Genomic DNA, 20,822 nt, shown 5'->3' on the forward strand with positions numbered 1-20,822 from the left:
GTAATTTTATGCTATTAATATTTATATCTCTTTGGAATGAGAAGTTTAGTTAAAGACAGCCACCTGCTAAGTGGCTTTTTTTTTGTCTTGATTTCAGTAGACCATTTATTCCTAATTAGTCAAGCCTAGCCACCTGTCACCCAAAGATCTAGCTACCTGTCACCCAAAAACCTAGTTGCTTGTCACCTCTCTACCTAGCTAATTGTCACCCTAATAAGATCACAATAAAAACTAATTCAGATATTTAAAAAAGAATATATATAAGATCATAGTGAAGATAAGTTTATTTTTTGTTTTTATCGGCCTGAGGCCAAAGCATAAAAGATTATCTGATTATCCGAAGGAGCTTGCGGATGAGGTTCTAAAATCCATTTTAAGCCAATTAAATGAAAAGCCTACCCTATTGGGTTGGCTTAATCTAAAAGTCTCGTATAGTGTAAATTAAATAAGTGTCAGGGAGTTATATTTAACACATTATTATTTTAAAAATCTAATTTGTAAGTTTAAATTGAAATACATATTTCCAAATTCTTCATAAAGCTCACCAAAATCATATCTTGATGTACTGGCAGTATCTAGCTTAGTATTTGAGAATAAGTAATCTTCAAATGCATTTTTATTATAAAGATGATAACAAAGTAATTCTCCATCATCTTTTACTATTAAATAACCACCAGTCGCATCATATTTACCTGTCCATACTTTTGCAGGGGTTAAGCCTAATGCAATATCTGTAAGCATTTTTTTAATTTTATAAGTATAAAAGAGATGTTTGTTTGTGTTATCAAAACCAAGAGGATTTAATTTCTCTAATTCGTCAACGAGATCAGAAAATTTTGAGGAACTTGTTGAATAAAAATTTAAAACAATTTCACTTATAATATCAGGAAGTAAACTATCAATTAAAATTAAGTTATTAGAAAACACAGTATTACTTATTCTTTCAAACTCAAATGCCCCGCCTAATTCTTTAATTTTTGAGACTCGCTTTAATAGTTTTTTAGGGTTCTCAATGGCATTTACTTCCAACATTTGTGTATTACTTAACCCTTGAACTTTATATTTAAAGTTCGTTGTCTTTCCTGCATTTAATAAAGTTGATGGGTTACCAAGTTGAGATTTAATGCTAAAACCAAGCACTGGTTGCTGGTTTGTTTTTTCATCATGTATAACTATTGTAATGTCTGTTTTTTGGCTTGATGAAGCTTTTAATGATTTACAATGAATCAGTCCCATAAACTGTTCAATTTCAGGGATTGAGAACGTAGTATTTTTTTGTTTTTTATTTTTAAGGATTTGTTCAAGAGTTTTTTGAGCTTTTTTAGCAAACTCTGCTACTGGTAAATCCAAGAGTTTATTACCATTGCTCGTAATAAAAACAACGTTTTGATTTAAAGAATACTCAAACTCTCCCGTAGATTCAGTTCTTAATACTTTAAGCACTGGATAAACAACATCTTTAAGTTTTTCAATAGACTCATCTCCTGCATAAAGATTTTCATCGCCTAAAACTTTTAGAAGAGTGTATATTTCACTCCACTCTCCGATATTTCCTTTAATGCTCATTTTAAATCCAATAAATTTAATATTTCTTGGGCTGTGGCTTGAATCGCAGGGACAGCAACAGAGTTGCCAAATTGTTTATATGCCTGAGCATCCGAAACAACAATTTCATAAGTATCAGGAAAGCCCTGTAATCTTGCCCATTCTCTTGGTGTCATTTTTCGAATACCCTCTCGATTTACTTCACCTTTGATTTTCGTTACGGGAATGAAATTCGTTAATTTATGATCCAAAACTAAATTACGCTCCCTCCCCATTCCACCACATACCACCGCATTAGCTATACCATTGCTATCTAAAATCTGATAGCCAAAACCATTACCTTTATCTTCATGACGTTTTTTATGATTTACTAACGTTGATAGATATTGTGTAGATAAATAATATTTTACAGACACTTCATTTTTTTCAAGGATATCATTAACACAAGGACTTGATTCCAATGGTTCAGGATATTCAAATGAGTTAATATTTAAGTCTTTTCTAAAACCAACAATAAAGATTCTTTCTCTATTTTGTGGGACACCGAAGTCTTTCGCATTTATAATTCTTGGCTCAGGAACAAAGTAATCAAGATCTTCTCTTAACACATTTAATATTGTTGCTAGTGTTTTTCCCTTATCATGATTGGTTAAACCTTTAACATTCTCTAATAAAAACGCTTTGGGTTTGTGCTTTTTAATAATTTCAGCCACATCAAAGAAAAGCGTCCCTCTCGTATCTTCAAAGCCACCTCTTTTACCTGCAATAGAAAATGCCTGACACGGGAAACCAGCGCATAAAACATCAAATGACTGAGGTATTGCAGCCTTTGTTTCTGGCAATGTAATATCACCAAATGGTAATTTACCAAAGTTAGCTTTATAAGTTTGTTTTGAATAAGCATCCCACTCGCTAGAGAAAACGCAGGCACCACCAAGGTTTTGCAGTGCTAATCTAAACCCACCAATGCCTGCAAATAAATCTATAAAAGTAAAATTTGAGTTTTCTGGTGTTGGAAATGGACAGTTCATATATGAGCTATTAGTAATTGTATTCAATGTGTTATGGAGAAGATTTTCAGAGATATCTTTATTTGGAAACTTCCAAGATAATACAGTTTCTAAAAACTTAAGCGCTTCATCTTTAAAATGTTCAGAGTATACAGCACCCTTATTATGTAAAAAATGAGTAAACGAAGCAATTTTATCTTGTTGATTATAAAAATCTTTTTTGAATTTTTTATTGTTCAATGTTTCTTGCAAGAAATCTTCTGTAATTAACATAAATAGATCCTATGATTATTTAACACAGCTTAACAAAACACTGTAATTATATACAGGATTTTTTATTTAGACATTGTATTATACATGAAGAACACAGGAGATAGGGAATCAACTTTTAGCCAACCCCCAAATAGGATAGATTCGTTGTCAATAGTAGATCTGTTTAGTATTATCTCTTTTGTGCAAGAACGGAATTTTGCATTGCTCGAAAGAGCTTGCGCCCCAACTACAAAGGGGCATTAAAATGAAAAAAAGTGATGAACTAACGCTAACTCACCAGATTCTACTTCAACAGTTTAACTATAGGGCTTTAATCCCTGTTGAAGAACTTGCTGAACCATACTTGAATCTTGCACGTAGAACTGCTTTAAACAGGGCTAAAACGCATTCTTTGCCTTTTCCTTGCTTCAGGGTCGGTGATACGCAAAAGTCTCCGTATGTAGTAGCACTGAGCGATTTAGTCGATTTTATCAACAGAAGAGTTGAAGAGGAGAAAAGCTTATGGAAAAGCTTTCAAATTGGATGATAATTCTGGGAAGGAAAGTTGTTCCTGCTTCGGCAGGTTCAGCTTTTTTTTTTACTAGAAAAACGGGTGACCCCAGATGACCCCAAAGAATCTATTAAACCGATATTGGTTAAAATTTGTAGATGCGATGGTAAAATATGTCACAATATGCAAGAATAAGGTAAAACGTTCAAAAACAATAACTTAAAATAGAATTAATTTAAAAAAGAAATCCTTTTGACCCCCAGATTAACCCCCAAATACAAATACAATCAAATAAGTAATTGAAATAAATATATTTTCACCATCCAATCGCACCTATCTAGCATGGGAGCAATCGAAAATCGGGAATGGTAGAAATGTGGGTTTTTCCCTTTCATTTCAAAAGCATCAGTTGTTTTTTGAGTCGCATCATTTTGCATCTTTTTGCCCTATTTAACCCGAAATTCGACCTTTTTTGCCCTGTTTGGACCATAGTTGTCCAAATCTGTCCCACAAAATGGTCGAGAAATTTACTCTAAAATCGAAAAAAACATTAAGCAGCTAAAATAGCCTTCTTAATGCCGAAATGCCGATTCAAATCATGTTTTATTTGAAGAGCGGGGATTCTACATCAACTTCCCTTCTCACCCAAGCATGAGGATTTAAGCTATGGCACGTTACTTTGTTGAGAAGATCACTAGAAAGACAGCAAAAGGGAATTTGTACCGCTGCCGAGTTCGTGAACGCTATTTAGGTAAAAGTATCATCGATAAAAGCAAGAGTTTCAAAACTAAACGTGAAGCGGAAGGCTGGGGACAGCGTGAGGTCGGGAAAATAGAAGGAGCTAAAGATGGTGGCTACCTTCCCCACAACGAAACAATAGGTGATTTAATCGAAATGGCCCTTGAGGATTCCTCAATGAATTCAAAACGTACTAAGTTCTCAAATCTTCGCCAACTGCTTAATTACCCTCTGAGTTTTGTGTCTTTGAATGACTTTAATGAAAATCATCTCATTCAACACTGCAAGCATCGAATTGAAATCGATGGCATTAAGCCTCAAACCAATGCCGTAGAGATCTCGAACCTGCGCTCAATATTCAAAGCAGCTAAAGCAATATGGGGAATGACGATCAATGATCATATTTTTAAACAAGCTCACCCAACACTTGTCTACATGAAGCTCATCACTAAAAGTGCTAGACGCAGCCGCCGACCAACTCAAGAAGAAATCAAACGGCTTCATAATGCTCTTTCTGAGCTAGAACAATCACCGAAGTGCTGCATTCCCTACTCCACTCTCTTTGAATTCTCTATTTTAACCTGTATGCGTATTGGCGAAATTTGCTCTATACGCTGGGAAGATGTGAACGAAATACAAAGAGCGGTAAGAGTGCGGGATAGAAAAGACCCTCGTAAAAAGGAAGGTAACCATCAATGGGCTCCTTTACTTGGGGATGCCTGGGATATCTTGCAGAGACAACCCAAAGATGGCGACCTCATCTTTCCCTATAACTCGCGTAGTGTCACGGCAGGATTTCGTAGAACACGAAAAGAGCTAGGTATAGAGGATTTACGTTATCACGACTTAAGACGAGAAGGAGCGAGCCGCTTATTTGAGGCAGGATTTACCATTGAAGAAGTGGCGCAAGTTACTGGGCATCGTTCGCTGAATATCTTATGGCAGGTCTATACCGAGCTGTATCCAAATTCCTTACAAGGTAAAAAGGTAAAATCGGTGCTTTAATTGTTTTATTACATAGAAAGAGCAGAGCTCTCGCAGTTTATAGCCAACAATTCCAACTCATTTACAGTGATTCTTGGTTATCTTTCATATTACCCTCCTTAACGAATGCTCAGTGTAAGTAGCATTCAGCACTCTAGAGGGAATGAAATTTCACATTAAGGTCCAAGCAACACTGGGAATGGCATTTAAAATTTTAATATTGAAAACCACCACACTGCACCGAGAATAGACCACACTGGAAATATTAAGTAGAGAAAAGTAAAGAAGCTAAGCATAAGCCAGTTGTAGCCAATATTCCAAAATAGAAATAGAATAATAAGGAACGGGATATGGCACCACATTGGAAACGAAAAAACCGTTATGTCATCACTGTCTTTGCTAGACCCACCCGCTACCAAGAAACTTGTAAACCACCCCATACTTCCTCCTAACGAGTCATAAGATTAAAATAACAGTCTTCGCAACAAACGTTGTACGGTTTACTTTATCGCCACAAATATAAATCTCAATGCATAAAGTCGAGTTTCGGGAGAGAGATCCTAATGACAAGTGCGGTGCTAAACGATTTACAAACGAGTTTCTATGGAATGAAATAGAGATCTCAGGTTCAACATTACTACTACCCTACAAAGAGGCCAGCTAACAAAACATAACCCTCCGCAATCTAATCCCGCCCGTGAGCCAAAATTTAGCAAAAATACACTTTAATTTCGCAAAATAGCGTCCTTATTTCCGATATGACCTAGAAAATGGTGTTTTACTTATAACTCAAACAGCGTGCTTGATATTCATCCATTGATGGATACGAGTGTGCAAACCAGATGGTGAAACTGGGATAAAAGGACACCCATTGTGCTGACCTAATTGGTCTTGCTCATTGATATATTGGGGGTGTAATCCCTCGCCTAACCATAGCGATCAACTCGCTAACTGTGCATCGTAGCAATGTGATGTGAACAGATCTCTAGACCCAGTTTCATTCTGTGTCTCGGCTTGAAGATCTCAGGCCAAACTATCGTTCGTCTATTTTACATTTTCCTAGAAATCACCTAGGTAAGCTGAGCCTTATAAAAAATAGACGAACGAGACAGCCCCCAAGACAGCCCTTACTAGACATAGTCTCAGGACTGATTCACAGGCTTATATTCAGACATGAAAATACATGAAAACATGCTATTTCAGTCATATCAGGACCCAGTATTGTCAGTCGTATAAACCTATACGGAAGACTTGTGACGCAGCCACGTGTACTACTCCTAACTCTTCCAAGAGCAACCAACCTCATACCAATTTAATTCATTCGCTATAGCTATGACCTCTCCTCCTATGAGATCTCAAAACTCAGTCACTAGCTATCTCAAACTGAACAAATTTCGTATGACTATCAAGCGTAAGAGGCGCATTTATCTCTCTATATCCTATCGGTGCCGCGCCCATATATTAGGCGCATTTACATTTATCGACAGCTAGCTGCAGCGAAAGGATGGTTCTTTATTTACAAATACTTAGGAATTACCCATGAAAATTTATCGACCGACAAATCGTACGGAGCGTACGAGCCCGAACGCTAGGAATTTTGGTTTACGTTCAAGAGATATGGACAGTGCAGCAAAGCACTCTCTCATAGAAAAGCATAATGCTAAGCAAATCGGCTATAAAACCGTAGCCGATCAGCACTCTCGCTTTAAACAGTTTAGTCGGTTCCTAAAAGAGGAGCACGGTATTAAGGATATGAGAAAGATAGATAAGGAGCATGTAGCTGCTTACGCTGAAAGGTTGAATGAGCGTTATGAGAATAACGAGATCTCAGCAAAAACAACTCACGATTACCTTGCTGCCGTTAATAGCGTACTAGAGCAAGCCGTTGGAAATGGCTCACTAAAAGTAACAGGTAAAGAGGCTGGACTTCCTACTCGCACTGAGATTACTACCGTTAATAAATCAATCAACGAGCAACAGCATAAACAAGTTCTTAGCCAGCTACCTGAACGACTCTCATCTATGGCTGAACTTCAGCGTGAACTAGGCTTGCGCTTTCAAGAGTCATGTAAATCAAACCCTCAACAAATGCTCAAGGAAGCTTTATCTAATAAAGTTGTTACGGTTTCCAATGGCACAAAAGGTGGTCAAACACGCCAAGTACCAAGCTCATCACCAAAACAGATTGACGCATTGGAAAGAGCTGCAGCCATACAAGGGAACCACTACTCAATGATTCCCAAACCTCTCAGCTACGCTCAATTTCAAAGTGCAGCTTACAGAGAATACGCAAAGGTTGGCTTCCAACCACATAGTGAACGCCACGCCTATGCACATCAACGCTATTCAACACACCTAGAAAAACAAACGAATGTTTCAGGCCTTCAATGCCCTGTAGCTGTAGGGGTAAAACATGGCTTTGAGCACTTCAACTATCTCGCTGAAAAGATTGGATGTTCTGTCGAGCAAGCAAAAGCTTTTGATTACCAAGCACGTATGTGTGTAGCAGAGGAGCTTGGTCATCATCGTATTGGAATAACTAACAACTACTTAGGGTAGTAAGGAGCTTACCGTGGACAAAATTGATTACGAAATTTTCATGGGAACAAAACTGTTCAGACGAACAGGAGGGAAAAAAAACAGAAAGGAGCAAGTTCGCAACATGCGACGCTTCGCAGACTGGGTAAAGCAAGCCCATCCAGAAACAAAATCACTAGGCCAAGTAGGGCGTAAGCAGGTTGCACATTTTTGGCGAGCACACGCTGATAAATCTGAGTCGTATAAGCGCAATCTTTATTACGCAATCCGCTATATTTGGAAGGAGATCTTACATCGTACTGGTAATCCACCTCATTTTGAGAAGGTTAAGTAATGACGGAAAAAAAGCTCGTAAGGTGTGCTACGAGCTTTAAATCATTTTTGGACAGAAATGAGCCAGAGAGCATGCTCTAAAGCAGAATCCTTGGATTAGAAAAGTAAGCAAATCGACTAAAGGAAAAAACAAACTCTGAACCTGATTATTTTTTGTTGGTCACATTAGTAGCAGATGATACTGTACGCATATTAATATCAAAGATTAGCTAACTAAGATAATTTGGCTTCACCCATCACAAAGGATCACTACAACTTATGGCTTTAGATACTGGTAGAAATTTTATAGATTTAGTGGAGTCCTACCATTCAGAACCCGACAGTTTTGTTTTTTTTGTAGGCGCAGGGCTATCTCAACCACTATTCCCATCTTGGTCTAATCTACTAAAAGAATTACTTTCGGCAGCTAATGAGCAAGGATTTGCTCATGATATTGATGAGTTGAATGGGTATATAGACAGCGGAGATAACTATCTCGAAATTGCTGACACTTGCGTTTCAAGCATTCCGGATAGCCATTACCGAGATCTTATGGAAACAGTTTTTGACAAAACCTTCTCTAAAAGTGAAATACCTGAGGCATATCAGCTGCTCATTGACTTGCAACCAAAAACAATAATAACAACCAACTATGACCGCATTCCTGACCAAGCGAGCGATGGAACGTATAGAGTTACTACAAATAAAAATGCAGCTGAAGCAACAAGAATACATGCCCAAAATAAAAAATTAGTCTTTAAGTTACATGGTGACATTAACGAACATTCTAGTATTGTTCTGACTGGAAGTGATTACCAAAATATTATCAACTTAAACCCTGCAACAAGAAATTTTATAACGAGCTTATTATCAACTAAAAAGTTTATTTTCTTAGGTTTTTCTCTTACGGATCCACACCTAAATCTTGTTCTTGAGTATTTAAAATCAATCAACTCCAATATTCCGATTTCACATTACGTCTTATTGAATGAGACTTCAAAATTCAAGCAATCAAACTTTTCCACTAAGTTCGGTGTTAAAATCATACCTTACTCACCAGAAGCACCTAGCCATCCGGAAGTATCTGAGCTTTTAAGAGCTTTAAACTGCAGCGTAAATAACGAATCAATAGTTCCAACTCAATCTCAAGATGAAATAATCACGAGTAAATCTGACTTGTTTGATTATATGGAAGAGAAGCTAAGCAAACTTCTTTTAGGGTCAATGTACTCTGTATTTATTAATAATAAGCAGTTACTTATCTCTATAACTTCTATTGGTGAAACAACCAGCGAATTCCAAAAAGAAATACTTTCGTTAATACGATTAATAGATTTTAAGTGTGACTTTATCGATAGTATTTCAATAAGCACGTATAAAAACACCCAAATCAGTCTCGCCATTGATAACTTCCAACCATTGATTTTACGAGCTGACATTGAATTCGACATTGCCAATAAATTTGCAAAAAAATCGATTACGACAACTACAGTCTGGGAGAATATATCGTTTTACACTCCTCCTAGTTTAAGTGATGTATTTCACATTGGCGAACGATCTAAATTCCCAATCAATCCTTCAATTGTAGGCGAGTAGTATGGACAAAGATGTTACAGTATTCGAGTTAATAAGGGATAACCAAGTCGTCAAGGAAGCCAACAGTAATGACTTTAATAACTACGATGGGGAGTATAATGCCTCTGGTAATCAATCATTAGATGAACTACCTAGCTTCAAGATATCATCAACAAACCCTATTATAAATAGCGCATTTATGGGTTTTTCTAATGGAGATAAAATCAGAGTTACTATCATAAAAGATGGACAGAGCCATATTATCCATGAAGGTGAGTTTGGTTCTAAAAGAATATCAACAGCTAAGAACGATGAGTTCATCAATTTAGAATTAGAAAGCTATCACTCATGCATTCAATTGATACTAAAAGATTTTGGCAAAAAAATATCCTTTAAAGATATTAGCTTTGAAGAGTTTGTTACATCACTATTTTTAGCTGCAAAAGTTGATATCAAAGTAAATATTTGCCCTGAACTAGCGAAGCTAAATGTTAATGGGTTTTCATACAGTACCAATGCTTTTCGTATATTTAAGCAAGTATGTTTCATGCATGAAGCTTCTGTTAAGTTCAACGCAGACAACTCGATTTCCATAGAGTTGCGAGATAATCAACTAAAAAAGATTAGGCGACAAACCCCGCTCCCGATTAATAAAGAAGATATGCTCTCTTTTTCATCAAATGAAACTATAATGCCTCGCTAATATCTCGACGCTCTAAGTAACATAGGGCGTCAGAGCAAAATGCTTTTGCGTCTAAACGAATCAATCTATTATGAGTCGCATAAATTTAACCGAGCGGCTCAGTTTTTTTGTTGTCCATACATTAGGTCATGTATCGTAAAGTAGTTTGTGAAAACTCTCGCTCTCTCATAGCTACTAACAAGCAATGGGGCATTTTCGATTCAGAAAATGCCAACTGTAACGTTTCTAGACAAAAGTGAGTAAGAACTATCAAGCTAAACTATTTGTGTCAGATTAGGAAAAGTAAATTGATGCCAGAGTCTCTTGTTAGTGTTTTTCCGCAGAATCTTCAGTGTTTTTGACACCGAAGGGTATATGAACCGACGGAGCAACCGTGCTAGTCGAGCTTAAATGACCAGACTGGTCATCAAAGAATATATGAGGCTTGAGAACCCCTAAAATCAGACCTTTATCTACACCACCCAAGAAGAATGCATCATTTGTCATTACCCCCCATTCTTTCAGTGTATTTAAAGCTCTCTCATGTGAAGGTGCATTCCTTGCTGTAACAATTGAAACTCTTAAACGGTTTCGATATTCAGGTTCTGATTTCTTTTTCTTCTCTTCAATCTTTTGAATTGCTGAGACTTTCACTAAAAACTCTTTCAATGGACCTGGATTATGAGGCTGTAATACATTTATTGTTTCATGCTCATGAAACTGGTTAAGGTCATTGGTGTTGTGCATAACGGATTCTGATTCATCATCAGCAAGAACACCGTCAAAGTCGAATGCAATTCGTAAGTCGTCATCATCTTCATCGATAATCGTCGATTTCATTACATGACCAGCCGGATAACCTAACCTTATCGCCTCTTTTACATCAGACGCATTGCCTGATAAAAACAAAGAAATACTTAATGCTGGAATGTAGTCATATGGAGATTTACCTTGCATAAAAATCGCACGCGAAATAGGTAAGTTATGATGCTTGATTGATTTCATAACACGAAGTCCTGTATCTGGGTCATTTCGTGACAGCAATACGACTTCTACCAGTGGGTCTGATTCTGGTGTATCACTCAGATCATTTAGAGAAAGTAGCCGCTTCACAAACGAAAATGATACCCCTTTATCTAAAGGATTGTCGATGTTCTCCGACTGATATTTACGATACTCCTCTTCACCTTTGGTACGGAAAACCGTATCAGACTCAGTTAAATCAAACATTGCACTTGAAGCAACGCCAATAACTAACCTTTGACCCAATTCATAGGGCATATATACACTCCATAATGATGAATTACTGAGAACTCTAACGCCCGTATTTACTCCTTGTTTGGAGCGCAGCGAAAAACCAGTCCGACAACATACGCATGTTAGATCTTTTTACATGTAAAGACACAGTACCGTGGTGTCTCCCATTTGGTGCCATATTTTTCTTGAATATCACTATCTGGATAAATTTCGTCAAAGCCGTCAATAGCGAAACCTAATTCTACTAGCTTATTGAAGTACTCAGACAAAGGTCTGTGATGATACGGAACTTCACTTATTACATTTTTTGGATCTTTAGTGATAGTAAATGATACGTTCTTTGTGATTGGAACCATGTAACTATATTCAGCACCGAAAAAACCTTTATATTCATTGTAAAAGCAGGGATGCGGAATTGAAAAAATAAAATGACCATTCTTTTCGATATGTTGCCCGATTGACTCAAAGAATGTAGAAAGATCATCAACGACATGTGCTACAAGGTGAGAGAAAGCGACCTCATAAAACGTGTCTGGTTCTAATTCAAAAGATGTACAGTTTACCAACCTCACATCGGTTGATGACAAAACGTCCTGAGCGACCTGATACATCCCCAAAGAAGGTTCTATGGACGTGACGGAAAAACCCAATTTAAATAATTCATAGGAAATGTGGCCGGTTCCAGCCCCGACCTCAAGAATACAATTAGGTCTAAGATTCTTAATGTGGCTTACTAATAGTGGCTTAAATACCTCATTGAATGTTATGTCTATTCCTGACTCAATTTGCTCTCGACGTATTATCGCTGAATTGCACCACCTATGAGGCATTAGATAACTCCTTGGATTTTCTAATTATGTCCTTTGCCATTGCAATTATTTGAGGCCCAGAGTTATTATCAAAAACTGTAATCTCATGATCGGGATGAACACCTCTAGCAATGGCAAGTTTTTCAGCACCGCTACGATCACCATTCACTAATGTAAATCTAGCCTCTGGAGAAATTTTTTCTTTGGTAACAATGAAAGATGCTCCTCTCAAATTTTCTCTTAGTACCTCTGGAACATCATTTGGGGTAATAATTTCAATTCGAGTACCACTCTCAATTTTTGATTGAAGAATGGATATCAGCTTTTCGTCGCCTACAAGCCAAGAAACTCGATTACTCACAATCGTCGCACTTGTTCCCGTGGAGATAAATCTCTCCATAAACTTAAGAGTATCTTTTGGTTCTTTATCCGTTTGTGTATCAGGTAGGTACTTCATGCCCTTTTTAGCAAGCATAAGAGTTACTGCAACGATTTCAATAATTACTGAACCGATTAACCACTCTAAATGAGGAAGCTCTTTGGCCTCAGAGAAAAACCAAGCATAGCCAATTCCTACAAGAGTCATAACAGCCGTTAGACCAGTAATCAATAGAAATAGATAAAGCGTGTATTTTACAAGGTTTTGCATTTCTATCCTTAGAAGATACCAACATTCGAAATATATCGAGGTGTACACCTACAACGAATTGAAGAATGAATCGAGAGGGTCGGCCTTTCTTTTCGCCTCAATTAGATTAAGTATCACAAATAGTGATATTCAAGAACAAGTTATAGATCGCATTAACTCGCTTTGAGGCAGAACCTTGTTAAATAATTGCCTCGATTAGAAGGTGAGGGATTAAACAATTTAATACAAAGCCTCTTACCTAGAGCCCAGTCATTCTTACTCCGTAAGGCTTCGCACCGCAAATTAGGCGAAGATTTGTAAATAAAATTTTTATAACTGCGTTCTTAAAGGTTCCTCTACTGCAACTTCATCATAGGATCTTAAATGAACACTATTATTCACATTACTGCTCAAGCTATTGCCACTCTGTTAACCGTATATTTCACTATAAAACTAGTAGCGTTAGTCTTTGGCGTCAAAGCAGCCGAACTTGTATGGCAAGCAATGAACGATATTTTGATATTTTGAAGGACGGCGATGTTAAATATGGTTTAGGCTGTTCAACGCACTGAAGAGCAAAAACGCGTTAAAACACCAAGAGTAAGTCATCTGCTTATTCTTGGTGTTTTTAATGCTTTTTAGATATAGAAGGGCGACCTCAATGCAAACGTCTATTTGCATCAATAAATTTAGCTAAGTCTTCAAGATGAACAAATAAAGGTGCTTTCTGTCCTTCTCCCATTGCGATGATGGGTAATCTCAACTTTCCTTCGTTGTAATGACGCCTTGCGACTCGATAACTAACACCAAGATAAAGGCTGCTCAGCTCTGACAAAGGGATAAGTAGCTTTCCATGCTCTTTGAGTAGGGTGTCGTAGGTTGAAACTCGTGCTTTCATGATTCGTCTCCTTCCTTTGTTCAATACACTATGGAAGAAGAATTGAGCCAATATCGGCAATAAGCAGGCTAATTTACGATCTTAACTGTTTTTTCTTGTTGGAGGGCACTAAAAGAATCCTATCCAACTAGGCTTAGGAGGAGCATAAGTCTTTAACTAGGCCTGTTCGTCACTGCAGCATCAGTCGCCTTTTTAAGCATTTCAGCCATCTCAGCACTAAATGCGAGTTTTGAAACATGCTCTGCGCCCTCAGAACTACTAAGTTGTTTATGAAGAGAGATAAGGTTCATGACGCTTGAGTACAGTTTAGCGGTAGTGCGACGAACGACTGTAAAAGACTGTACAGCTTCGCTATCTATTCCAACACGCCGAACTAGCCCGTTATACTGAATCTTAAGAATATCTTTAAGAGCCTGAATCATTACGACAGCGTCTGTTAGCTCTTCAATAGACTCTGTATCAAAGAATTCTTCTGGGCACTGAGAGCTTTCAATAACGATGTAGAGCGTTATAAGCGCATCCGCCCTGTCACTCATAGACTTTGTAAGATGTGTTATTGCGAGCTTAGTGTCATCATTGGAAAACTCACCAGTTGAGCTAATCACATTAGTTTCAATTCGAAGGTTAATAGCTTCAGCGATGATAGTGCCGACCATTTTACTGGCGCTACCTTCTAGTGCTTTCGTAATTTCATTCATGACATAGCCCCTTCCCTATTTTTTCTTGAATTAATTATAGCGTGATTATGGATATGATGGTCACTTGCCCAACTACAGAGTCCAACGAAATTATGACTATAGAAAGCAACTCGCTCTACGTGTTGTTGGCCGCTATACTAAGAGAGAAGATTTGAATCAGATTCGGTACGAATGAAGGTAGTTTTGAATGTGAATCGCTTGCTATTAGATAGGAGCGATTGAAGTCTCGTCCTGACGTGGACCATGATAGCTTGAAATTACGCTTTATTTTCAGTTGGATAGATACAGTTTGTTCTCATCGAGCATGGGAGCGATTGAGAATCGGGATGATGGATGCATAGTTAAAATCTCTATTATGTTCAGGGTTTTAGCCATACATTCCATTACGGCAAAACAATATTAACGAATGACGCTTCTGCTCACTCTATACTCACCACAAAAAACAGTCGAAGTAAAAAGAACCGTGTTCGTTTCGAGGAACGCGATTATACATAGAGCTTACGACTGCTTCAATTAAGCACATTATAAACCACCAGTAGATACGCTTAAAAACGATAACACTGCTTACTTGGTCTTCATCTCTCCGAGCGTTTCGACAATCACAATCAACACGACTTCATTTGTTCTTAATTCTTTAAACAAACCGTCACATATTCACTCTATGGTCATCTGCTAGATATTCATGGAGGAAATATGACCCACTTTAAAACCACCTTAACGATACTCTCTTTGGTTACCGCTAGCCTAACCGGATGCTCAAGCCAACCAGACTCTAGTAACCAGAATCACGTCAGTGGCACATTCCTGAACGAAGCGTGTCAGCCTTTAGTCACTGCTAACATTCCATCGACATCGCTAAAGGGGATTCGCTTGGTGGGTACATCCATCACCAACGCCCCATTTGATTCTTCGGCGGCAGAGATCGTCAGTTATGATGCCTGTTCTGATAGATTGTATGTCGTAAACGCCCAAGACAAAAAAATTGATGTATTAGCACTTAGTCGTGATTCCATACCGACCTCAGTTGGGCAGATCGACTTAAAATCTGCTGGAAAACACAGTGGTATTGAAATAGGGGCAGCAAACAGTGTTTCCACACACAACGGGCTGATCGCGGTTGCCATTGAAAATAAGAAAAAACAAAATAATGGCATCATTGCGCTCTATCGTTCTGATTCCTTAGATATTATCAATACGTTCCCTGCGGGAGCTCTGCCTGATATGGTGAGCTTTTCTAAAGATGGCCACTATATTGCTGCTGCGAATGAAGGGGAACCAAATTCAAACTACTCTATCGATCCCGAAGGCAGCATTACCTTGATCGATTTAAAGCCTGGTCTTGAACACGCTATTGTCACCCAAATCGATTTTAAAGATTTCAACCAGGGTAAATCGCGATACTCAGAGCTAGGTGAAGGCGTTCGTATTTCAGGGCCCTATGCCAGTGTTGCACAAGATCTTGAGCCAGAATACCTAACGTTTGCCGACAACGGTAAGCTGTACGTAGCGATGCAAGAAAATAACGCGATAGCCACGATTGATGTTAAGTCCGCTAGCATTGAAAAAATATTTGGCCTTGGTGGTAAATCTTGGGAAACATCCCAGCTTGATGCTTCCAATAAAGACGGCATTATCGGAAATCTACACGCTTACCCTATGCTCGAAGGGCTTTATATGCCAGACAGCATCGCGAGCTACACCATCAATGGAAAGACTTACATCGTTACCGCGAATGAAGGGGATGGACGAGAATATGGATTTGATGCCACTCAAAAGCAATGTGATGACGATGGTCACAAGTGGGATGGAGACGACGACCAAGACGCCTCTGACTACGACACCAAACAAGCGTTCTGCATTGCTTATGTCGATGAAGTTCGAGGCAAAGATCTGAAAGTAGCCAGTAGCCACCCACTCTCGACAGCGCTCAAAGACAAAAACCGACTTGCTCGCCTAAAAATAATTAAGCCTCAAGGGGTGTTAGCCGCAGACGCAAAGGTACAAACCTTCGGCGCACGTTCATTTTCCATCTGGAATGAGTTAGGGGAACCTGTGTTTGACAGCGGTGATGACTTTGCTCGTATCGTCTTAGCACAAGATAAAGCCAACGTTAATAGCACCAACGACAGTAACCAAAGCGCTGATAATCGAAGTGATGATAAAGGGGTCGAGCCTGAAGCCATTGAGGTCGCTGTGATTGGAGAGCGAGCTTATGCCTTCATTGGTTTAGAGCGCCAAGGCGGAATTATGGTCTACGATGTCACCATTCCTACACACGCCAAGTTCATCAGCTACCTCAACAATCGCGATTTTACACAGCCAGTCTGTAGCGAAGTTGATGACGGAGATTGCAAGAGCGGCCACTACAATCCGAAAGCTGGGGATCTAGGGCCGGAATCTATCGAGTATTTTTCTCGTAACGGCAGCCATTACATTGCAGTCAGTAATGAAGTCAGTGGGACCACTTCTGTTTATTCATTAACGTTCTAGTACTTATTCGTATAAAACTAATTCGTATAGAACTAATCCATATAATATAAACGCGTATAAAAACGTGGTAACGCTGTCATCGTTTTACCACGTTCATACCCTCTCACTTTCTTGCAGCATAACGCTTCTATCATGCATTCCTTAACTCGATACCTCATAATCGCCTTCATTTATGACTAATCTGTCGTGTATTTGCACATGCCCTTAATCATTGACGCGGCTCTAGAGCCTGATACATCAACAGGCTACCCGGCATCCAACGCGATAGAACAATCGTAACTCTTTGACCAATGATGTATAAGATTGATTAACATGAGAAGGGAAAACGTATATGCGATACAATAAGTTAATGTGTGAAATTTTCCACAAACGACATAAATTATTTTATGTGAAACCATATTTGTCGAAAAATGGTATATTATTAAATTAGTCCAATGGTTATGGTGATGAGTTTGGACCAAAAGTTATTAGAGCAAGTTGAAAGCATTTGTATGACACGCGGTGTCAGGCTGACTCCTCAAAGGAAAAGCGTTTTTAAGCTCATTTGTTCAAGTAAAAAGGCTTCCAGTGCCTATGAATTACTTGAAGAGTTAAAAAAAACCGAGCCGAGAGCCAAGCCACCAACGGTTTATCGAGCCCTTGATTTCTTAATGGAGCAAGGTTTTATTCACCGAGTGGAATCAACAAATAGTTTTATATCCTGTTGCTCATGTAATGCCAATAAGCATTACTCTCATTTATTGATTTGTGACAGTTGCAATAACGTTATCGAACTACAAGATGATAACCTTATAAGCTTGTTAGCAAAGAACGCAGAGAAGCATAACTTTAAGATTTCTAATCATGTTATTGAATCTCATGGCATTTGCCAAACATGCTCCTCAAATGTAGATATTAAAATATAGAAGAAGGCTATGCGCGCTGAATTTGTAAACCCGTTTTTAGCATCATTAATGAATGTACTAAAAACGATGGCTTCACTAGAGTTGAAACCACAAAAACCTCGAGTTAAGAAAGACGAAATTGCCCGTGGTGATGTGTCTGGTTTAATCGGGATGGTCGGAGATAAAAGCCGAGGCTCTATGTCGATCACTTTTGATGAAGACTTAGCTCTTGAGATCATGCAAAACATGCTAGGCGAACGACCAAACGGCTTAAATGAAGAAGTCACCGATATGGTGGGTGAAATTACCAATATGGTAACCGGTGGTGCAAAACGAATCCTCGCTGAAAGTGGCTTTGATTTTGACATGGCAACCCCTGTCGTTGTTTCAGGAAAGGGCCATACCATTCGTCATAAGTGTGAAGGCTCTATCATCATTATGCCTTTCACCTCTCAATGGGGTAACGCATTTATTGAGATTTGCTTTGAATAGAAATTCTTATCAAAAAAAAAGGTTGGCCTTATGCCAACCTTTTTTATTGTGTGTCATAAAGATAAAAAACCAAGCCTATGATTAATAGTGCTTGGTTTTTTTGTTCTACTCGGCTTTAAGCTTTCAACGCTTTAAATGCGTTGATTAGACCGTTCGTTGAGCTGTCGTGAGAGGTTACTTCAGCATCGTCAGCGAGCTCTGGAAGAATTTGGTTTGCTAGTTGCTTACCAAGTTCTACACCCCATTGGTCGAAGCTGAAGATGTTCCAGATAACGCCTTGAACAAAGATCTTGTGCTCGTACATCGCGATTAGGTTACCTAAAGAGCGAGGCGTGATTTGCTTAACAAGAATTGAGTTCGTTGGACGGTTACCTTCAAACACTTTGAAAGGTACGAGTTCAGCCACTTCTTCTGCAGTTTTGCCCGCCGCTAGGAATTCAGCTTCTACTGTCTCTTTTGTCTTACCGAAAGCAAGTGCTTCAGTTTGAGCAAAGAAGTTAGACATCAGCTTCTGGTGGTGATCAGAGGCCGGGTTGTGGCTGATAGCAGGAGCAATAAAGTCTGATGGGATCAGCTTAGTGCCTTGGTGAATCAGTTGGTAGAAAGCGTGCTGGCCGTTTGTACCCGGCTCACCCCAGATGATAGGACCTGTTTGGTATTCTACTGGGTTGCCGTCACGGTCAACAAACTTACCGTTCGATTCCATGTTACCTTGCTGGAAATAAGCAGCAAAACGGTGCATGTATTGATCGTAAGGTAGGATAGCTTCTGACTCAGCGCCGTGGAAGTTGTTGTACCAAATACCGATAAGCGCAAGGATTACTGGAATGTTGTTTTCAAACTCAGTTGAAGCAAAATGGTTATCCATCTCATGAGCGCCATCTAACAGCTCCACGAAGTTATCGAAGCCAACAGACAGTGAGATAGAAAGACCGATCGCAGACCATAGTGAATAACGACCACCAACCCAATCCCAGAATTCGAACATGTTGTCAGTATCAATACCAAATTCAGCCACTGAAGCTGCGTTTGTTGATAGTGCTGCGAAGTGCTTAGCAACGTGTGCAGAGTCGCCTGCTTCAGCTAAGAACCAATCACGAGCAGAGTGTGCGTTCGTCATTGTTTCTTGAGTGGTGAATGTTTTAGAGGCCACTAGGAACAGCGTAGTTTCTGGGTTCAACGGCTTAAGTGTCTCAACAATGTGAGTGCCATCGACGTTAGAAACGAAGTGCATGTTCAGGCGCGTTTTGTATGGCGTTAGGGCTTCTGTCACCATGTATGGACCAAGGTCCGAACCGCCGATACCGATGTTGACGACATCAGTGATCTCTTTACCTGTGTAACCTTTCCACTCACCAGAAACGATACGGTGGGTGAACAGTTCCATCTTTGCTAGTACTGCATTAACGGCTGGCATGACGTCTTTGCCATCAACCATGACTGGCTTATCGCTACGGTTACGTAGAGCCGTGTGAAGTACTGAACGACCTTCAGTCTTGTTGATTGCATCACCGCTAAACATCGCTTCAATTGCAGACTTAACTTCAGTCTCGTTTGCAAGAGCAAATAGGTGCTGCATAGTCTCAGCGTCGATTAGGTTCTTAGAGTAATCCACTAAGATGTCTGAACCGAAGCGAGTAGAAAAGCTCTCGAAACGCTTTGCATCTTGAGCAAACAGCTCTTTCATATCCATATCTTGTGCGGTTTCAAAATGCTCAGTAAGCGCTTTCCAAGCTTGAGTTTCTATTGGGTTGATATTTTTCAACATGCTGTCAATTCCGATGTTACAGTTGGTTTTATTCTATTCCATCGCGTTGCACCGTTTTCGTCTAGAGCGCAACCAAATGGTAGAATCCCCGATTAAGCAAAAATAATGTGTTATTCAGTCGATAACATTTATCAAGATTGTAATAAATTTTCAGTTGCCGATTATGACTCAGCTTAATGACACCGACATTGAAGTAGGTCACGTAAACAAGCCGTTCTCAAAGAAACCATGTTTACATAAGGCCTCAAGCCGATAACAATCCATAAACGATTCAACTTTTACTATAGGACACCCTATGTGGTTTCAGAAAAACATTCAACTTTCTGCAAAGAAAAAAGGGTTTCATCTTATTACTGATGAAATTGAACAACAAATCCCTGAGTTGAGCGCTTTTTCCGTTGGTTTGATGCATGTGTTTATTCAACATACATCCGCCAGCTTAACCATCAATGAAAACGCAGATCCAACCGTTCGTAGTGACATGGAAGCGCACTTTAATCGCTATGTCCCAGAAAAGGCCCCCTATTACCGCCATACCTATGAAGGCGATGATGATATGCCCGCACATATAAAATCATCGATTTTAGGTCAAAGCCTTTCTATCCCGATTCATAATGGGAAACTCGCAATGGGAATGTGGCAAGGTATTTATTTAGGTGAGCATCGTCACCATGCGGGAAAACGCCAAGTGGTTATTACGATTCAAGGTGAGCAGTAAGCAATACCCGCGGTAAGCAGTAGCTAAACTGAG

At 39.0% G+C, this 20,822-nt stretch carries 19 protein-coding genes; 11 read left to right on the top strand and 8 right to left on the bottom strand.

The features are described from left to right. Nucleotides 1–477: 477 nt before the first annotated feature. Nucleotides 478–1,566, bottom strand: coding sequence for an HpaII family restriction endonuclease (locus QF117_RS19200; protein WP_282387652.1), 1,089 nt, complete (start codon nt 1,564–1,566; stop codon nt 478–480). Continuing rightward, entirely contained in the window at nt 1,563–2,828 is a 1,266-nt protein-coding gene (locus QF117_RS19205) for a DNA cytosine methyltransferase (protein WP_282387654.1), read from the bottom strand. The genes QF117_RS19200 and QF117_RS19205 overlap by 4 nt, the downstream gene beginning before the upstream one ends. Nucleotides 2,829–3,072: 244 nt before the next feature. Between QF117_RS19205 and QF117_RS19210 the strand changes: the two genes are divergently transcribed. The 6 genes from QF117_RS19210 to QF117_RS19235 all read left to right on the top strand — a co-directional run bounded on the left by QF117_RS19210 (nt 3,073) and on the right by QF117_RS19235 (nt 10,168). Beyond that, a complete protein-coding gene (locus QF117_RS19210; RefSeq protein ID WP_282387655.1) occupies nt 3,073–3,354 on the top strand; it encodes a pyocin activator PrtN family protein in 282 nt (93 codons plus the stop codon). Between the two features lie 630 nt (nt 3,355–3,984). Beyond that, nucleotides 3,985–5,061, top strand: coding sequence for a site-specific integrase (locus QF117_RS19215; RefSeq protein WP_282387656.1), 1,077 nt, complete (start codon nt 3,985–3,987; stop codon nt 5,059–5,061). Nucleotides 5,062–6,579: 1,518 nt separating this feature from the next. After that, entirely contained in the window at nt 6,580–7,599 is a 1,020-nt protein-coding gene (locus tag QF117_RS19220; protein ID WP_282387658.1) for an integrase domain-containing protein, read from the top strand. A gap of 13 nt (nt 7,600–7,612) precedes the next feature. Then, entirely contained in the window at nt 7,613–7,912 is a 300-nt protein-coding gene (locus QF117_RS19225) for a hypothetical protein (protein WP_282387659.1), read from the top strand. 257 nt (nt 7,913–8,169) lie between these two features. Continuing rightward, complete coding sequence (locus QF117_RS19230) at nt 8,170–9,486, top strand: SIR2 family protein (RefSeq protein ID WP_282387661.1); 1,317 nt, start codon at nt 8,170–8,172, stop codon at nt 9,484–9,486. A gap of 1 nt (nt 9,487) precedes the next feature. After that, a complete protein-coding gene (locus QF117_RS19235) occupies nt 9,488–10,168 on the top strand; it encodes a hypothetical protein (protein WP_282387664.1) in 681 nt (226 codons plus the stop codon). Nucleotides 10,169–10,474: 306 nt separating this feature from the next. Here the strand turns inward: QF117_RS19235 and QF117_RS19240 are convergent, their stop codons facing one another. The 3 genes from QF117_RS19240 to QF117_RS19250 form a co-directional block, all read right to left on the bottom strand. Continuing rightward, nucleotides 10,475–11,428 (bottom strand): 5'-nucleotidase, encoded by a 954-nt coding sequence (locus tag QF117_RS19240; RefSeq protein ID WP_282387665.1) that lies wholly within the window; start codon nt 11,426–11,428, stop codon nt 10,475–10,477. A 98-nt stretch (nt 11,429–11,526) separates the two neighbouring features. Then, on the bottom strand, nt 11,527–12,234 hold the full coding sequence (locus QF117_RS19245) for a class I SAM-dependent methyltransferase (protein ID WP_282387666.1): 708 nt from the start codon (nt 12,232–12,234) through the stop codon (nt 11,527–11,529). After that, a complete protein-coding gene (locus QF117_RS19250; protein ID WP_282387668.1) occupies nt 12,224–12,862 on the bottom strand; it encodes a hypothetical protein in 639 nt (212 codons plus the stop codon). The genes QF117_RS19245 and QF117_RS19250 overlap by 11 nt, the downstream gene beginning before the upstream one ends. Nucleotides 12,863–13,225: 363 nt before the next feature. On the opposite strand from QF117_RS19250, the gene QF117_RS19255 reads away from it, so the two are divergent. Beyond that, a complete protein-coding gene (locus QF117_RS19255) occupies nt 13,226–13,369 on the top strand; it encodes a hypothetical protein (RefSeq protein WP_282387669.1) in 144 nt (47 codons plus the stop codon). Between the two features lie 130 nt (nt 13,370–13,499). Here the strand turns inward: QF117_RS19255 and QF117_RS19260 are convergent, their stop codons facing one another. Continuing rightward, nucleotides 13,500–13,739: a pyocin activator PrtN family protein gene (locus tag QF117_RS19260; RefSeq protein ID WP_282387671.1), complete on the bottom strand. Its 240-nt coding sequence runs from the start codon at nt 13,737–13,739 to the stop codon at nt 13,500–13,502. 152 nt (nt 13,740–13,891) lie between these two features. Beyond that, nucleotides 13,892–14,437, bottom strand: coding sequence for a hypothetical protein (locus tag QF117_RS19265; protein WP_282387673.1), 546 nt, complete (start codon nt 14,435–14,437; stop codon nt 13,892–13,894). Between the two features lie 693 nt (nt 14,438–15,130). Here QF117_RS19265 and QF117_RS19270 point away from each other — a divergent pair. The 3 genes from QF117_RS19270 to QF117_RS19280 all read left to right on the top strand — a co-directional run bounded on the left by QF117_RS19270 (nt 15,131) and on the right by QF117_RS19280 (nt 18,303). Further along, entirely contained in the window at nt 15,131–16,927 is a 1,797-nt protein-coding gene (locus QF117_RS19270; RefSeq protein ID WP_282387675.1) for a choice-of-anchor I family protein, read from the top strand. Between the two features lie 440 nt (nt 16,928–17,367). Further along, nucleotides 17,368–17,832 carry a zinc uptake transcriptional repressor Zur gene (gene zur / locus QF117_RS19275; protein ID WP_282387676.1) on the top strand — a complete coding sequence of 155 codons (465 nt, stop codon included), beginning with the start codon at nt 17,368–17,370 and terminating at the stop codon, nt 17,830–17,832. 9 nt (nt 17,833–17,841) lie between these two features. Next, the gene (locus QF117_RS19280; RefSeq protein WP_017035816.1) at nt 17,842–18,303 is read left to right on the top strand and encodes a chemotaxis protein CheX; all 462 of its coding nucleotides are present in this window, start codon (nt 17,842–17,844) and stop codon (nt 18,301–18,303) included. Nucleotides 18,304–18,418: 115 nt separating this feature from the next. On the opposite strand, the gene pgi is transcribed toward QF117_RS19280, so the two are convergent. After that, the gene (gene pgi, locus QF117_RS19285; RefSeq protein WP_282387679.1) at nt 18,419–20,071 is read right to left on the bottom strand and encodes a glucose-6-phosphate isomerase; all 1,653 of its coding nucleotides are present in this window, start codon (nt 20,069–20,071) and stop codon (nt 18,419–18,421) included. A gap of 295 nt (nt 20,072–20,366) precedes the next feature. Between pgi and QF117_RS19290 the strand changes: the two genes are divergently transcribed. Beyond that, the gene (locus QF117_RS19290) at nt 20,367–20,789 is read left to right on the top strand and encodes a secondary thiamine-phosphate synthase enzyme YjbQ (RefSeq protein WP_282387681.1); all 423 of its coding nucleotides are present in this window, start codon (nt 20,367–20,369) and stop codon (nt 20,787–20,789) included. Nucleotides 20,790–20,822: the final 33 nt, after the last annotated feature.

This window comes from Vibrio sp. YMD68, from assembly GCF_029958905.1.
In the GTDB taxonomy this organism is placed as follows: Bacteria; Pseudomonadota; Gammaproteobacteria; order Enterobacterales; family Vibrionaceae; genus Vibrio.

Coding starts and splice junctions, on each gene's coding strand:
- QF117_RS19200 (WP_282387652.1), bottom strand. CDS start 1,566: ATGAGCATTAAAGGAAATATCGGAGAGTGGAGTGAAATATACACTCTT.
- QF117_RS19205 (WP_282387654.1), bottom strand. CDS start 2,828: ATGTTAATTACAGAAGATTTCTTGCAAGAAACATTGAACAATAAAAAA.
- QF117_RS19210 (WP_282387655.1), top strand. CDS start 3,073: ATGAAAAAAAGTGATGAACTAACGCTAACTCACCAGATTCTACTTCAA.
- QF117_RS19215 (WP_282387656.1), top strand. CDS start 3,985: ATGGCACGTTACTTTGTTGAGAAGATCACTAGAAAGACAGCAAAAGGG.
- QF117_RS19220 (WP_282387658.1), top strand. CDS start 6,580: ATGAAAATTTATCGACCGACAAATCGTACGGAGCGTACGAGCCCGAAC.
- QF117_RS19230 (WP_282387661.1), top strand. CDS start 8,170: ATGGCTTTAGATACTGGTAGAAATTTTATAGATTTAGTGGAGTCCTAC.
- QF117_RS19235 (WP_282387664.1), top strand. CDS start 9,488: ATGGACAAAGATGTTACAGTATTCGAGTTAATAAGGGATAACCAAGTC.
- QF117_RS19240 (WP_282387665.1), bottom strand. CDS start 11,428: ATGCCCTATGAATTGGGTCAAAGGTTAGTTATTGGCGTTGCTTCAAGT.
- QF117_RS19245 (WP_282387666.1), bottom strand. CDS start 12,234: ATGCCTCATAGGTGGTGCAATTCAGCGATAATACGTCGAGAGCAAATT.
- QF117_RS19250 (WP_282387668.1), bottom strand. CDS start 12,862: ATGCAAAACCTTGTAAAATACACGCTTTATCTATTTCTATTGATTACT.
- QF117_RS19255 (WP_282387669.1), top strand. CDS start 13,226: ATGAACACTATTATTCACATTACTGCTCAAGCTATTGCCACTCTGTTA.
- QF117_RS19260 (WP_282387671.1), bottom strand. CDS start 13,739: ATGAAAGCACGAGTTTCAACCTACGACACCCTACTCAAAGAGCATGGA.
- QF117_RS19265 (WP_282387673.1), bottom strand. CDS start 14,437: ATGAATGAAATTACGAAAGCACTAGAAGGTAGCGCCAGTAAAATGGTC.
- QF117_RS19270 (WP_282387675.1), top strand. CDS start 15,131: ATGACCCACTTTAAAACCACCTTAACGATACTCTCTTTGGTTACCGCT.
- zur (WP_282387676.1), top strand. CDS start 17,368: ATGGTGATGAGTTTGGACCAAAAGTTATTAGAGCAAGTTGAAAGCATT.
- QF117_RS19280 (WP_017035816.1), top strand. CDS start 17,842: ATGCGCGCTGAATTTGTAAACCCGTTTTTAGCATCATTAATGAATGTA.
- pgi (WP_282387679.1), bottom strand. CDS start 20,071: ATGTTGAAAAATATCAACCCAATAGAAACTCAAGCTTGGAAAGCGCTT.
- QF117_RS19290 (WP_282387681.1), top strand. CDS start 20,367: ATGTGGTTTCAGAAAAACATTCAACTTTCTGCAAAGAAAAAAGGGTTT.